Here is a 14,053-nt window from a genome sequence, read left to right on the forward strand (position 1 = left end):
TTTTTATTCTAAAACATGAATTATTTTTTGATGACTCTGATACAAATAAGTTCATGTGCAGTCTATGAATATGCGTCAAATATGGTCCAAAGAATCTAGCAAAAAATAAAATTCCATAAGATTTTGCCAACCTTTTGCTTGGCATCTTACTACATTCATTCTTCTAGATCAAGAAAGGAACTCTCACGGCTTTTTTGTCTAAATGAAGAGAAGGCGGTGCCTTTCTTTTAAACCTACGGGTATGGCATAACTATGACATACACCATGTATCCTCTATGTATACAGAAGAAAGTTTAGATAATTTAAGACATAGCATTGATATTGTCGATGTTCTTTCTGAACATCTTCATTTGAAGCGTAGTGGCGCGACATATAAGGCTTGTTGTCCTTTCCATATTGAAAAAACTCCTTCATTCCTTGTAAATCCTACAGGAGCATACTATCACTGTTTTGGATGCGGAGTTCATGGAGATGCTATTGCATTCTTAATGCAATATTTAGGCTACTCTTTTACAGAAGCTGTTCTAGTCTTATCTAAGAAGTTTCATGTCGATCTAGTCATCAAGCCTACAGAATTTAAGAATAACCTTCCCATAGGAATAAAAGAACAACTACGTAATATCAATAGCGAAACAGAAAAGTTTTTTCGATACTGCCTCTATTGCTTGCCTGAAGGACAGAAGGCTTTGCAATACCTATATCATCGTGGATTCTCTCCAGATACTATAGATCGTTTTCGTTTAGGCTATGGGCCCGAGGAATCTGTATTTCTTCAAGGCATGCAAGATCGGCAGTTGTCACGAAAACAATTGCAAGATGCGGGCTTTTTTGGAAAAAAATGGTTTTTATTTTCTCGGCGAATTATTTTTCCTATTCACGATGCGCTAGGACATACTGTTGGCTTTTCTTCACGAAAATTTTTAGAAAACGCACAGGGCAGTAAATATGTCAATACTCCTGAGACTCCAATTTTTAAAAAATCACGTATTCTTTTTGGGCTAAATTTTTCACGTAGACGGATTGCTAAAGAAAAGAAAGCAATTTTAGTAGAAGGACAAGCAGATTGTCTCCAAATGATCGACTTTGGATTTAATTGTACCCTAGCTGCTCAGGGAACGGCTTTTACGGAAGAACACGTCAAAGAATTGACTAAATTGGGTGTGCTGAAAGTTTTTCTCCTCTTCGATAGTGATGAAGCAGGGAATAAAGCTGTTCTACGCGTCGGTGATCTATGTCAAGTTGCAGGCATCGCCGTATTCGTTTGTCAACTACCCGAAGGTTATGACCCCGATTCCTTTCTTATGCAAAAAGGAAGTACAGCACTAATTGCCTTGCTCGAAAAAAGTAAAGATTATCTCACTTTTCTTGTTAGTAAGAAAGTTCAAGCGTGTCCAACTTTTACTCCTAGAGAAAAAGCTGTAATTGTCGAAGAAGTTATTCGACAAATTAAACAGTGGGGCAATCCTATTTTTGTCTATGAACATCTTAAACAACTGGCCTCGTTGATGACAATCCCTGAAGATATGGTGCTTGCTCTGGCAAAGCCTCAGATACAAAGAGAAAGGCCTGTTACCTCAAAACAGAAAATACCCATAATCCATCCTGATGTTATTATAGAGACGGATGTGATTCGATGTTTGCTTTTTTGTAAAGCTTCAGAACATAAAATTCTTTATACAGCAAAACACTATTTTGTTCCTGAGGATTTCAAATATCAAGAATGCCGGCAGTTGTTTACTTTCCTCATACATTATTACGAAACACATCATAAAAGGGCTGTTCTTGACGAAGCTTTAGCTATGCTCACTGATAAGACCATTATCGAACTGTTAACAAAACGTCGATTCAATCTAGATATCCTAGATTTTGTTGCAGTTCAATCTTTTCAAAAACTTGCTGATAGGCAATGGCGACAGCAATGCCATTCCCGTACACAATTTCCTCAGCAGAGTAATGAGAGAAAACTAGCAATTCTAGAAGACTATGTTCAAATTCAGAAAGATAAAATAACAATCACTCTGATTGATCCTAAGGAAGAGGTTCATTTTTCCTCATAAAGATCTTTATATTGCCCTCTATAAAAAGACATTCTCTACATATCTTGTAAAGATTTTTTGTTTTTCTAATATCTAAAAACTAAAAATCGGAGAACCTTTTTTAATTTCTATTTAATAGTGATATAAAGATTGAAATTTTAACAAAATCAATGTAAAATAATTATCCTAATTTATTTTTATTATAGGTTTTTATGAAACTCTTTAAGTTTTTTTTACCTATTCTAAGTTTAGTTTTTTGCTTTTTGAATATCGCCTCAATTTCCAACTACTCAAAAGGATTGCTTCTGTCAGAAACAATCGGATTGTCGGCATTAAAGACGACCACCTTGTCTCAAGAGGCACAGGAGTTAGCCAAAACTTTAGGATATGGATTTGGAATGTCATCCTTTTTCTATGAGTGGCAAACACAACAATGGATGGAAATCGAACATTTAATAACCCAAAATGAGGTGATCTAAGCTTGCCATATCTTTTTCATCGTACTTTTATTCACTTGTATCAACGACCAGTTTTGTACAATATAACTAAAACAGTTTTCTCTATACTCATATCCAAACTCCACAATTTAACGGGTACCTTGTTCTAGGACCCGATCTAACGCGTCGTACCTCACACGATAGTTTACTAATTTCTTAGTAATTCTACCTACGTTGTCTTGTATTTTAGTTTTCTTATTTTGCGAAAGCTAAAATTATTTATTCCTATGTTTTTTGAAATACAAAATTTTTTAGGAGTAAATTAACGTTAACATAATTAAAATGTTGTTTTTTCTCAAAAAACATGGATTAGAGGAATTGTATAGTGTTTCGTTATTCTTGTATGATGCTTAGTATATTTCTTGGAGTACTTAATGCAGCGCAAGCAGACACTCAGCTTGAGCACTCTGTAAACTGGCCTACACACTTGAAAGCTGCTAAAGATTCACAGCTTTTTTGTAATTTTGAAGCGGCTTATACCGACGCCCTCGCTCATAATAAGCGTAGTATTCTGGTATTTTTCTCTCATCACTCGACAACAAAATTTGATTCTCTTATCGGGGACTCCTTTTCCCTCCCCCCCCTAGTCGGCAATAATCTTAACGTTGTTGTTATGATGCCGGGCTTAATTAGCCCTCTCGATTTTTTTTTAAAACTGGATCCCGTAATCATCTACATGAGTGATTTTGCTTTCATATTTCCTGAGATAGAGAATTATAAAGACCCTTGCCTATGCTATATCTTTATAAATGAAGAAGGTCAACCGGAATGCACCGCTATTCATAGAGTATAACGGGGACAGGAATTGCCTATCTTTTAAACAGGTCCTTTTGCCATACTATTCGACAACATTTTCAATGGAATTGGGAACTTTTTATGCGCGCTATATTATTTTTATTATCATTGTTATTGATATTACCAGCGGTCGGTAATGGGGAGGATGACGTATCTACTTTTGAAAACCAAAATCAAGAAGAGAAACACGAAGATCAACAAAAAGCAGTTTCATCATCTATGTACGACTCTTATTTGGAAGGCCTCACAGCTGCACGGCAGGAAAACAAACCTTTAGTTTTCGTTGTGTTAAATAATCAACTTCAGTCTGATTCAACCGTGGGAACATGTAATATATGTAGTCTTCTAGCTGCTTCTTTACAAGCTTCTTATCTTGGCGATATAGCAAGTATTGTTGTTTTGTGTTTTCCAGAGGCCTCACATCCAGTATATCCTCCAATGCCCAACTCAGTGCATGAACGTATCACAGAGTTTAAAAATTACTTCCCCGACACTCAATTTCCCGAAGGCATGTGTGTAGTTGTCATTGGCTTAGATGAAGATGAATTTGGAAAAAAATACGAAGAGATTTGGGAAATTACTCCCATAGGTTCGGAATTCATGAAAGAATATTGTTTGGTATCTGATTTTGAAAATAAGAACGCTGTTTGTTTGAACTGATTTAGCAGTGATTAACTTTATTAGAGAAAGGGGGAAGGGCTTTCTTATACTGCTTATACCTCTATTTCATTACGACTCCATCGTTATATTACTGCAGGTAATGAGGAAACTCTCCTTGTTTTTGATAAAAGTAAGCAGAATCAAAAATATCAAGAGCAATTCTTAGAAGAGGCAGCTTCTAAATTCTCTATATTCCACTCTTATCCTAAAGGTCGTGGAGGAAAAATTTTAATTGTACTATGTGATTGCTACACTCCTTTTCTAGACAATAACTATACATAGGGACAAAGGGACAGGAGTTCATAGAAGATTTTCTTCGTATACAATCTTGGGATTCTAATTGTTATATTTTTGCAGTAGCTTCTATTGTTCTTTTTCTCTCAAATCCGAAACTGCAGTCAAATTCGGTGGATTCCGTTTATTGAGGAATTCAAACATCCTTTTCCAGGAATCCCCTGTGAATGACAGTGGCTACGTGTATATGATGGACCCTGGAGGTAACTTAGGAGGGCCCTGGAAACATTATAGATATCAGATCCATAGATTTAAAGACTCTATTTAAATTTAAATTAACTAAAACTAATAAAATGATGGGACTTTATAAAATATGGAAGATTTAATTAATTTTCCTGAGGTGTAGCTGATGCCTGATAAAAATTAAAATACCAGGGCTTCCCAATGATAGGCACAAAACTTTTCCATAGCAGTTACTAATAAAGAAGTCCGTAACTTTTTAAGTGCAGCATTATCGCTGTTGATATGAACATTGTCTAAAAATGCCTGGATGTCTAAACAAAGATGACTTAATGTTAAAAAATATTCCACAAGCTTGTCTTGTGAAGTCTTCTCAGGAAACTCTAGGAATTTTTCAAGTGCCTCCTTAAATTTCTTTTCTTTTTCCCCACCATGCTCTGTAATGACAAAACTTGTCGTAGAAAGCTTTAAAGAGGCAATAATCTTTTTCAATCGGTGATGCGTTGTCGTAATTTCTACTAAAATATTGGGATTTGCCTTTTTAAGTTGGTGCAGAGCTGCAACAGCATGAATAATTTTTATAGGATCTTTAATTGTGGAGTTTCCAAGCACAACAGTAATTTCGTCTTTACTAAAGCCTAACGAAGTAAGAAATGTCCTCAATCTACCCCAAAGAAAACTTATAACCTCTTCAACTATAAAAGATTTGTTCCAAGAGATATTTTGAATTTTAGTAGGAAAATGATCAGCAAAACGATCCAGAAGCAAGACAAAATCTATAGAAAGCTCTAGGGCAGATAATAAAGTTAAAATCTCTAAAGACTGGCGACGTAGTGCGTAGGGATCATGCGAAGATGTCGGCTTAAATCCTAAAATAAAACAGGCAAGTAAGTTATCTAGACGATCCAAAAGAGAGAGCAGCGTTCCTGTAGGTGAGATCATTTGTCCCGTTGTAATATGACGCAAATGCTCCCCTACAGCAACCGCTGCAGCTGTCGGTAGTCCCGCATGCTTGAGATAATGCTCTCCCATAATACCTTGAAGTTCTGGAAACTCATTAACAACTGCAGAGACTAAATCTACCTTGCAATATTTAACTGCAATATCGAGATCCTCAAGCCCTCCTAAAGGTAGTAGGGGATACAAAACTTCTTTATGTGCTTTTAAACGTTCCACTTTATCATAAAGTGAACCAAGAGCATCAAAATAAGTGACAGATTTAAGCTTATCTACAAAAGTCATTAAAGCTGTATTCAGATCTTGGTCAAATAAAAAAGCCCCGTCAGTAAGACGAGGAGTTAAAGCTTTTTCATTGCCTCCAATAATAATGTCATTAGGAGAATTATCAGAGACAAGAATAAAATAGTGGGTAATTGCTCCCAATGTGTCTTGAGTAGGGAAATATTTTTGATGATTCACCATTTCTGCGATAAGGAGCTCTTTGGGTAAAGAACAGAATGCTATAGGGAATTGTGCACATGTAACAAAAGGATGTTCTGTTAAAAAAATTATCTCCTCTAACAAACGAGGGAAAGACACAGGAGAAATTGTTGTAGAGCTGTGCATCCTTAATCCTTGTTCAATAACCAAACGTCTTTCCTTTTGAGAAACAACAACACAAGCATTTCTTAAAGTATCTAAATAAAGCTGGGGAGAAGGTATAAAAATTTCCCTTGGATTCAATTGTGCATGACCTTGGGAGTTCTGAGAAGCTAGAATCTTTCCTAAAGTTATGGGTAAGACATGATTTCCATAAAGAGCAACTAACCAACGAATAGGTCGGGGGTATTCTATATTGCTAGTCTCCCAAATCATCTTCTTTGGAAACTGCATTGCTTGAATTAAAAGAGGAAGCTTTTGAACTAAAATCTCTGTAGTTTGCTGACACGTTTCAGGAATGATGCGAAACAAATACTTAGCCTGATTGACTTCGTGAATAGTAAATTGGAGATAATGAGCAAGCTCTCTGTAATGAGTAATAGGGACATTTTGTGCAGCGAAAAATTGTTCACCTTGAGGTGTAACCTTACCAGACTCCGTGAATAGGGAAGATAAAATTGGCCCTTTTTTTTCTTCGGCATTTTGAATGGCTGAAGGACACAATTTTTTCACAAGCAGAGCAAGTCTTCTTGGAGAACCGAAGACCTCTAGATTTTCATATCTTAGGTTGTAATCAGCGAAGAGTTTTTTTGTCAAAAACTCTAATTGCTGAATCCCTATGGGGACAAACGTGGCAGGGAGTTCCTCAGAACCAATTTCTAATAAAAAATCTTCAGCAGTAGAAATAGATGGTAAAGAACATGGAATCGCCTTCTTAAATTGGGGTACAAGGGAATTCGCTATAGGATGATGCAGAGAAGCACGCCATTCTAAATAGCGATCGGCCACCAAACGAGCAAGTTGTCGAATGCGGGTAATGTAGCGCGTACGTTCCGTAACAGAAATCACACCTCGAGCATCAAGGATATTAAAAGCATGCGATGCTTTAATCACAAAATCATATGCAGGAATAGGAAGCCCGTGCTCCAATGTTGCCATAGCCTCATTAGCAAAGTCCTCAAAGTGTTTTAGCCACATGTGTGTATTAGCATAATCAAAATTGTAGTGACTCCATGCTTTTTCAGAGGCTTGTGTAATCTGCCCATAGGTTAAGGTATTGTTCCATAAGACATCATAAATAGAATTTTTCTTTTGCAAATACATGGCGATTCTTTCAATACCATAAGTAATTTCCCCACTAATTGTATCTAGAGGTTTACTTCCAATGGCTTGAAAATAGGTTAACTGGGTAATTTCCATACCATCTAACCATACCTCCCAGCCTAAGCCCCAGGCTCCAATTGTTGGATTTTCCCAATCATCATGGACTAAACGAAGATCGTGATCACGTAACTCTAAGCCAATAGCTCGAAGCGATTGTTTATAAAGAAAAAGAAAATCTTCAGGAACTGGCTTTAAAATTACTTGAAGTTGATGGTAATTTTGTAATCGATTCGGGTGCATACCATAACGCCCATCTTGAGGGCGTCTTGAGGGCTCGACATAGGCAGCTTTATAAGGCTCAGGACCTAATGCACGAAGAAAAGTCGCAGGATTAAAGGTTCCAGCACCAACCTCTAAGTCATAGCCTTGATGAATCACGCATCCTTGCTCGCTCCAAAATTGCAAAATTGTTGCAATCATGGATTGTAAAGTAAGAGCTTGAGCTGACATACAAGTTACTCCTAATAAATTTTTCTTCGAAATAAACTGTGAAAATTATCTCTGATACATGAGAGGCTTTTAAAATTACGAGAAATGAATTACGATATCATATAAAAAGAAATACAACAATACCTAGTGAGAAAACCGATGCACTTGGTGTTTAGTACTTAACTACCGTAGCTTTTTGTGCTTAAAACTTTAGTAAAAAGCATTTTTTTATAGAAAGACATTCCATGCTTGCGATGTAATTCTATTCCATTTAACTTTTCTGTTTAGGTATTTGTATAATGTCAAGATAGAATTTACATGCTAGGACAGTAGGGTGGGACTACCTAATTATATCACTTTTTCCCGGCTATTTATAACACCAATTTTTATGATTCTCTATTTAAAAGGAAATTGGTTTGGAATCAATCCTGTAATTTTACCGTATGTTCTTTTATTCTTATTGGCAATTTCTGAGCTAACAGATGCTATTGATGGCTATATTGCAAGAAAATTATCGCAAGTTACTGATCTCGGGAAACTTCTCGATCCTATGACAGATAGTATCTATAGAATCTCATTATATCTCACCTTTACACAACCTCCTGTTAATCTCCCTCTAATTCTTGTATTTATCTTCTTGGCCAGGGATTCTGTTATCAGCACGCTACGCACTGTTTGTGCATTTCGGGGGTGTGTGGTTGCTGCTAGAACCAGTGGTAAAATCAAAGCAATATTGCAAGCATTCAGCTTTTTCTTAATTATTCTAGCCATGATGCCCCACTCTCTAGGAATCATTTCTGATAACCAACTAGAAGTTTTTGTTTCTATAGTTGTCTCTATTGTCGCTATCTATTCCTTAGGCTCTGGAATAGAATATTTCTGGGTACATAAAAGCGTTTTACTTCACCGACCTAAAGGGAAAAACACTGAGACACAAATTTATGATAATAAAGACCGGTAAAGATTTTCGTAATGTTCTGCTACAATATCTAACTCTAAAGGACGTAGCATTCCTTCTTCTATTAGATTGAACCAGATATCGGGTTCATAACGATAGGTCATCACTGCTCGATTTAGCATTTCCCAAAATTCATTAAAATTTTCAGTGCTAGAAAAGGTAAATCCATTAACATCAGAAATTACCGTGTCCGCAAGACCCCCAGTTTTTCGAACTAGAGGTACTGTACCATAACGCATAGCAATCTGTTGGGTTAGACCACATGGCTCCACATGGGAGGGTATGCAGATCATATCTGCAGCAGCATAGGTGAGACGAGCCAGGGGATCATTATAATCCAAGATTAAACGAATGTTGGATGAATTAGCCAACGATTCCTGTAAATTGGAAAATTGACGTAAAATCTCCTTATCATAACATGTCCCAATGATTACAAGAGCATAGGCATTTTCCATAGCATGTAGAATCGTTGCTTTCATAAATTCAGGCCCTTTTTGCTCAACAATTCGAGAAACAATGCAAATTAAGGGAGAGTATGCAAAACATAAGCCTAATTTTTCATACAAAGCTGCTTTATTCTCTTCTTTTCTAGTAAATAGAACCTCTGGTTGATTTAGCAGGCTACTATCATAGTTTACAGCTAAGGAAGGATCTGTTGCTGGATCCCAAGCATGTTTATCAATTCCATTTAAAATACCAGAAAATACAGAACTTTTTGCTAACAGTGCATCATGAATTTCATAATCGGAGTAGTCGTCTAGAATTTCTTGAGCATACGTAGGTGATACTGTAGTAATATAATCCGAACAATACAACCCCCCTTTCATCATTACTGAGGTCTGAGGATCTCGAAATAACTGATAGTTCCTTAAATGAAAGTCATCTAACCTCGTTGCTGCAAGAAGTTGCGTGCTACAATACCCCCGATAATCAAAATTATGAATGGTAAAAATAATTTTTGCATAGTGAGTACTCTCAGGATGCTTTAGAAGTCCTGCCAGCAACGCTACATGCCAATCATGAAGATGAACAATATCTGCAGGTTCAGCCTCGTGGATATAAGCTGCTACTGCTGTTGCAAATGCTGTAAACCGTAAGATATCATTGTCAGAATAAATTGTTTTAGTTGAAAAAAGTTCAATCTGTGTATCTAGCTTGACTATTGTAAGGACTAAACCCTCATATAAATAAGAAATGGTGGAAGCATGTTGCTTACCTAAAAAATTATAACAAAAAGATCGCTTGGAAAAAACATGGGGAAAAACAGCATTAAAAATTAAAGGATAATAAGGAAGAATAACTTCTACCTCATGATGCTTTCCTAGGGCTTTTGATAAACTTGCAACAGCATCGGCTAAACCGCCAACTTTCAAGATAGGAGCAAATTCTATCGCGATTTGTAAGATTCTCATTGCCTATGACTTTTTAAGGTTCTTATTTTTCTATATCAAGCTGGGAAGTAAAACCTCAAGGTGAAAAAAAACACGGATGTTATGATTTTCTTGTTTTCAAAAACAGAAGATTAGATAAACTGGAGCCTTTTCAATTGGGGTGTGGCCAAGCGGTAAGGCAGCGGTTTTTGGTACCGTGCATCGGAGGTTCGAATCCTTCCACCCCAGAGTCTTGCTTCTCCTTTTCTAAGAAAGAATGTAAGCGATGTTTGTTTTGTAGCTAAAATATTGACTTTTTCCAAGTTAGAAGTATAATTTTGTCTCAAAATATGCGTCTGAGATGCGACAATCGTTGATCCGTAAAGGAAGTCATTCGGATTTTTAAGAGCGAGTGTCAACCACGAAGCTCTTTTATTTAAGATTATGGAGAAAAACACATTATGGAGCTTGTAGTTACAAGTCGAGAGACTGGTAAGAAATCCTTTCTTAAAAAAATTCGTCAACAGGGAGGAATTCCTGCTGTAATTTACTCTACTGGAAAGAGCGTGGCTGTGGCTAATATTGTAGTTGATGCTTTTGTCTTTAAGAAATTTCTTTCCAATCTAGAAAGTGGGGGACTCTCATCAACAGTTTTTTCGTTGTCTTATCTAGGGCAGACCATAAAAGCTTTAGTTAAAGGAATTCAATATCAAATAACCACATATGATGTAATCCATCTCGATTTTGAAGAATTAATGGAGGATCGTCCTATAAAATTAAATATTCCTATTCGTTGCACGAATACTGTAGATTGTATCGGTGTAAAATTGGGAGGATCCTTACGACAAGTCATTCGTTCAATTCGAGTCGTATGTAAACCTAAGGATATTGTTTCTTTTTTAGAACTTGATGTCCAGTCTGTTGGATTATCACAAACACGATATTTGTCCGATATTGCGATTCCTGAAGGTATTCAGCCAATCACCTCCCTTAAAGAAGTCGCTGTAACCGTCTCTAGAAGATAAAAAAATATGGCAAGACTTATTGTTGCTATAGGAAACCCCGGAGCTCAGTACAAAGTTACTCGACATAATATTGGTTTCTTATTAGCAGATAAATTAGTTCAAGAACTCGATGGCTCGGCTTTTAAATCTCTATTAGGATGCGATTCCTCCTTGGCTAAAGTGGAATCTATTTCAGGGACCTTATTATTCATCAAACCCCACACTTTTGTTAACTTAAGTGGTAAAGCAGTTGTGAAAGTAAAAAAATATTTTCATATTGCTCTCGAACATATTCTTGTTCTTGCTGATGACGTAAACCACCCCTTCGGTAAACTGCGTCTTCGCTTTAGAGCAGGAAGTGGGGGACATAAGGGTATCAAAAGTATTACTGAGATGCTGGGATCCAATGATTACTGGCAACTTAGGTTGGGAATAGGAAAACCCTCAGAGACAATAACTGGTTTGTCTGATTTTGTTTTGGGAGAATTCTCAGAAAAAGAACAAATTCAATTAGATTCCATATTCACTGAAGCAAAGACTCTGTTCGCACAATGGTGTGCAGAACCTCGAGTGGCTTAGGGAATTTATGAAATGATTTTAGTAGACTGAGATATCTCAGAGGAATAAACTACTCTATCTGTGTTTAGGAGTTTTTAATGGGAAAAAAAGCAAATCAACTTTACGAAGGTGCCTATGTATTTAGTGTGACTCTGAGTGAAGAAGCTAGACGGAAGGCTTTGGATAAAGTTATTGCAGGTATAACTAACTACGGTGGTGAAATTAATAAAATTCACGATCAAGGACGTAAGAAACTAGCGTATACAATTCGTGGAGCAAGAGAAGGCTACTATTATTTTATTTATTTTACTGTGATTCCCGAAGCTATAGCAGAGCTTTGGAAAGAGTATCACTTAAATGAAGATCTTTTGCGTTTCATGACTCTCCGAGCTGATTCAGTAAAAGAGAGTCTTGAGTTTGCCTCTTTACCCGAATAATTTGTAAGGAGAAGATATGAATAAACCCGTTCATAATCACGAACACAGAAGAAAGCGTTTTAATAAAAAATGCCCTTTCGTTTCTGCAGGTTGGAAAACAATAGATTATAAAGATATTGAAACTTTAAAAAAATTCATCACCGAAAGAGGTAAGGTTTTACCTAGAAGAATTACTGGTGTTTCGTCCCGCTTCCAAGGCATTCTTGCTCAAGCAATCAAAAGAGCCCGTCATTTAGGATTGCTGCCATTTGTTGGAGAAGATTAATTTAAAGAGAAAAAGAGATAGAATAATGAAACAACAGTTACTTTTACTCCAGGATGTAGAGGGACTCGGGCGTAGCGGAGATCTTGTGACAGCACGCTCTGGATATATTCGTAACTACCTGATTCCTCAAAAGAAAGCAATTATCGCAGGAATAGGAACCTTACGTTTGCAAACAAAATTAAAGGAACAGCGTTTACTCCAAGCTGCTGCTGATAAGGCGGAATCTGAAAAACTTGCCGAACTTCTTAAAGATATTGTTTTGGAATTTCAGGTTCGTGTAGATCCAGAAAACAAAATGTACGGCTCTGTAACAATTTCTGATATGATCGAAGCAGCTGCGAACAAAAACATACCTTTACTTAGAAAAAATTTTCCTCACGCTCATTACGCAATTAAAAATTTGGGTAAAAAACGCGTACCTTTAAAACTAAAAGAGGAAGTCACTGCAATATTAATTGTAGATGTAATCTCTGATAATGAATATGTTGTTGTTCTGGAATCAAGCAACAATACTAATGTTGCAAATCAATCAGAAGGAAATCAATCGAGTTAACTCTTTAGAACTCTCCACTTTAAAAGTTCATGCGAAAAAGGTACTGTATGAAGTATTTTTCTCCTGCAAAGCTTAATCTTTTTTTAAAGATTTGGGGAGAACGTCCTGATAATTTTCATGAACTCATAACACTATATCAAGCTATAGATCTTGGAGATTTCCTGTCCCTAGAAAATAGTACAGAAGATTGTCTTTTCTGTAATATCTCAGAGCTAGCTTCTTCGAGAAATCTTATTTGGAAAAGCCTTTCTATTTTTAGAAGAGAGACACAAATTATACAACCAGTAAAGTGGCGGTTGCATAAGCAAATTCCTATAGGTTCTGGATTAGGAGGAGGGAGTAGCAATGCAGCTACGGCTCTTTACGCCCTTAACGAATACTTTGAAACCCATCTTCCGTTAATTACTCTTCAACATTGGGCAGAAGAAATCGGCAGTGATGTTCCCTTTTTTTTCTCTTCAGGATGTGCATTAGGAAAGGGACGAGGAGAAAAATTAGTTTCCTATTGCCAACCTAACCCCAAACATAAGTATGTTATATACCTCAACTCTAAGGGAGTCTCAACTCCAGAGGCTTATAAAAAGTTATTGCCTACTGACTTTAGCAAACGAAAAAATAAACAAACATTTTATGGTGAGAATGATCTAGAAAAATCTGTATTTCGTTTTCGAAAGGATCTTCGTAATAAAAAACTTATGCTAGAAAGGATATGGAGTCCTTATCATAGCTATGTGTTAATGTCAGGATCAGGAGCTACTTTATTTGTTTGCTATCCAGAACAATTGGAAGAAGATGATCAGATTGCTACGGACATTCGCATACGCATTAAACAAACTCAAGGAGTACCCGTCAATTGCTTGTATAGGCAGAATCTCTGGTATATAAAACCATTTCTTACTTGCAAAAATAAGCAGCTAAAGAATTTTGTACAACAGAAATAATTTTATTTGCTTCAACAGAAAGAGCATTTTCTGCCTGACACATTCCAGGAACATAATTCGTATCTAGCGTCTTCTTTAAAGCTGTAAAGATAAAAATTGAGGACATCGCAACTTGCTCAATACTTGCTTGTAATCCATCAATCTTGCTAGTTTCAGGAAGTGTAACTTTATGTAACATATGCAAACCCTCATCTTACTTCCCTACTTATAGAAATATTTTTTTTTTTACAATTCCTTTCCTAAATACTCATACACATTCTTGAAGAAGAATCAGGAGTTTTGTAAAACAATTAGCGAACTCTGTTTGAATAAT

Annotated in this window: 14 protein-coding genes and 1 tRNA gene; 12 read left to right on the forward strand and 3 right to left on the reverse strand. The window is 36.4% G+C overall.

The window, feature by feature from the left end:
- The first annotated feature begins 275 nt into the window (after positions 1–275).
- From dnaG to Cs308_RS02740, 4 genes are all read left to right on the forward strand, one after another.
- Positions 276–2,057, forward strand: coding sequence for a DNA primase (dnaG, locus tag Cs308_RS02725; protein ID WP_066482279.1), 1,782 nt, complete (start codon positions 276–278; stop codon positions 2,055–2,057).
- Between the two features lie 191 nt (positions 2,058–2,248).
- A complete protein-coding gene (locus Cs308_RS02730; protein WP_066482281.1) occupies positions 2,249–2,515 on the forward strand; it encodes a hypothetical protein in 267 nt (88 codons plus the stop codon).
- A 343-nt stretch (positions 2,516–2,858) separates the two neighbouring features.
- Positions 2,859–3,326 carry a CT795 family Sec-dependent secreted effector gene (locus Cs308_RS02735; RefSeq protein ID WP_156506729.1) on the forward strand — a complete coding sequence of 156 codons (468 nt, stop codon included), beginning with the start codon at positions 2,859–2,861 and terminating at the stop codon, positions 3,324–3,326.
- Between the two features lie 83 nt (positions 3,327–3,409).
- Complete coding sequence (locus Cs308_RS02740) at positions 3,410–3,988, forward strand: CT795 family Sec-dependent secreted effector (protein WP_066482284.1); 579 nt, start codon at positions 3,410–3,412, stop codon at positions 3,986–3,988.
- Positions 3,989–4,645: 657 nt separating this feature from the next.
- On the opposite strand, the gene Cs308_RS02745 is transcribed toward Cs308_RS02740, so the two are convergent.
- Positions 4,646–7,675: a glycine--tRNA ligase gene (locus tag Cs308_RS02745; RefSeq protein WP_066482291.1), complete on the reverse strand. Its 3,030-nt coding sequence runs from the start codon at positions 7,673–7,675 to the stop codon at positions 4,646–4,648.
- 313 nt (positions 7,676–7,988) lie between these two features.
- Between Cs308_RS02745 and Cs308_RS02750 the strand changes: the two genes are divergently transcribed.
- On the forward strand, positions 7,989–8,615 hold the full coding sequence (locus Cs308_RS02750; RefSeq protein WP_066482294.1) for a CDP-alcohol phosphatidyltransferase family protein: 627 nt from the start codon (positions 7,989–7,991) through the stop codon (positions 8,613–8,615).
- On the opposite strand, the gene glgA is transcribed toward Cs308_RS02750, so the two are convergent.
- Positions 8,594–10,024: a glycogen synthase GlgA gene (glgA, locus tag Cs308_RS02755; RefSeq protein WP_066482297.1), complete on the reverse strand. Its 1,431-nt coding sequence runs from the start codon at positions 10,022–10,024 to the stop codon at positions 8,594–8,596. The two genes, Cs308_RS02750 and glgA, sit on opposite strands and share 22 nt — an antisense overlap.
- Positions 10,025–10,159: 135 nt before the next feature.
- Here glgA and Cs308_RS02760 point away from each other — a divergent pair.
- From Cs308_RS02760 to ispE, 7 genes are all read left to right on the forward strand, one after another.
- A tRNA-Gln gene (locus Cs308_RS02760) sits at positions 10,160–10,231 on the forward strand.
- Positions 10,232–10,443: 212 nt separating this feature from the next.
- Positions 10,444–11,007 carry a 50S ribosomal protein L25/general stress protein Ctc gene (locus Cs308_RS02765; RefSeq protein ID WP_066482299.1) on the forward strand — a complete coding sequence of 188 codons (564 nt, stop codon included), beginning with the start codon at positions 10,444–10,446 and terminating at the stop codon, positions 11,005–11,007.
- A 6-nt stretch (positions 11,008–11,013) separates the two neighbouring features.
- Positions 11,014–11,565, forward strand: coding sequence for an aminoacyl-tRNA hydrolase (gene pth, locus Cs308_RS02770; RefSeq protein WP_066482302.1), 552 nt, complete (start codon positions 11,014–11,016; stop codon positions 11,563–11,565).
- A 77-nt stretch (positions 11,566–11,642) separates the two neighbouring features.
- Positions 11,643–11,981 (forward strand): 30S ribosomal protein S6, encoded by a 339-nt coding sequence (rpsF, locus tag Cs308_RS02775; protein WP_066482304.1) that lies wholly within the window; start codon positions 11,643–11,645, stop codon positions 11,979–11,981.
- Between the two features lie 16 nt (positions 11,982–11,997).
- Complete coding sequence (gene rpsR, locus Cs308_RS02780; protein WP_066482306.1) at positions 11,998–12,246, forward strand: 30S ribosomal protein S18; 249 nt, start codon at positions 11,998–12,000, stop codon at positions 12,244–12,246.
- 25 nt (positions 12,247–12,271) lie between these two features.
- Positions 12,272–12,799 (forward strand): 50S ribosomal protein L9, encoded by a 528-nt coding sequence (gene rplI / locus Cs308_RS02785; protein ID WP_066482308.1) that lies wholly within the window; start codon positions 12,272–12,274, stop codon positions 12,797–12,799.
- A 47-nt stretch (positions 12,800–12,846) separates the two neighbouring features.
- Positions 12,847–13,740: a 4-(cytidine 5'-diphospho)-2-C-methyl-D-erythritol kinase gene (gene ispE / locus Cs308_RS02790; protein ID WP_066482311.1), complete on the forward strand. Its 894-nt coding sequence runs from the start codon at positions 12,847–12,849 to the stop codon at positions 13,738–13,740.
- Here ispE and Cs308_RS02795 read toward each other — a convergent pair.
- On the reverse strand, positions 13,694–13,918 hold the full coding sequence (locus tag Cs308_RS02795) for a hypothetical protein (protein WP_066482314.1): 225 nt from the start codon (positions 13,916–13,918) through the stop codon (positions 13,694–13,696). The genes ispE and Cs308_RS02795 overlap by 47 nt on opposite strands.
- Positions 13,919–14,053: the final 135 nt, after the last annotated feature.

This window comes from Candidatus Chlamydia sanziniae (genome assembly GCF_001653975.1).
GTDB lineage: Bacteria > Chlamydiota > Chlamydiia > Chlamydiales > Chlamydiaceae > Chlamydia > Chlamydia sanziniae.

Excerpts from the sequence above, each read along its gene's own strand:
- pth (WP_066482302.1), top strand. The coding sequence starts at position 11,014 with ATGGCAAGACTTATTGTTGCTATAGGAAACCCCGGAGCTCAGTACAAA.
- ispE (WP_066482311.1), top strand. The coding sequence starts at position 12,847 with ATGAAGTATTTTTCTCCTGCAAAGCTTAATCTTTTTTTAAAGATTTGG.
- glgA (WP_066482297.1), bottom strand. The coding sequence starts at position 10,024 with ATGAGAATCTTACAAATCGCGATAGAATTTGCTCCTATCTTGAAAGTT.
- Cs308_RS02765 (WP_066482299.1), top strand. The coding sequence starts at position 10,444 with ATGGAGCTTGTAGTTACAAGTCGAGAGACTGGTAAGAAATCCTTTCTT.
- rpsR (WP_066482306.1), top strand. The coding sequence starts at position 11,998 with ATGAATAAACCCGTTCATAATCACGAACACAGAAGAAAGCGTTTTAAT.
- Cs308_RS02795 (WP_066482314.1), bottom strand. The coding sequence starts at position 13,918 with ATGTTACATAAAGTTACACTTCCTGAAACTAGCAAGATTGATGGATTA.
- dnaG (WP_066482279.1), top strand. The coding sequence starts at position 276 with ATGTATACAGAAGAAAGTTTAGATAATTTAAGACATAGCATTGATATT.
- Cs308_RS02730 (WP_066482281.1), top strand. The coding sequence starts at position 2,249 with ATGAAACTCTTTAAGTTTTTTTTACCTATTCTAAGTTTAGTTTTTTGC.
- Cs308_RS02740 (WP_066482284.1), top strand. The coding sequence starts at position 3,410 with ATGCGCGCTATATTATTTTTATTATCATTGTTATTGATATTACCAGCG.
- rpsF (WP_066482304.1), top strand. The coding sequence starts at position 11,643 with ATGGGAAAAAAAGCAAATCAACTTTACGAAGGTGCCTATGTATTTAGT.
- rplI (WP_066482308.1), top strand. The coding sequence starts at position 12,272 with ATGAAACAACAGTTACTTTTACTCCAGGATGTAGAGGGACTCGGGCGT.
- Cs308_RS02745 (WP_066482291.1), bottom strand. The coding sequence starts at position 7,675 with ATGTCAGCTCAAGCTCTTACTTTACAATCCATGATTGCAACAATTTTG.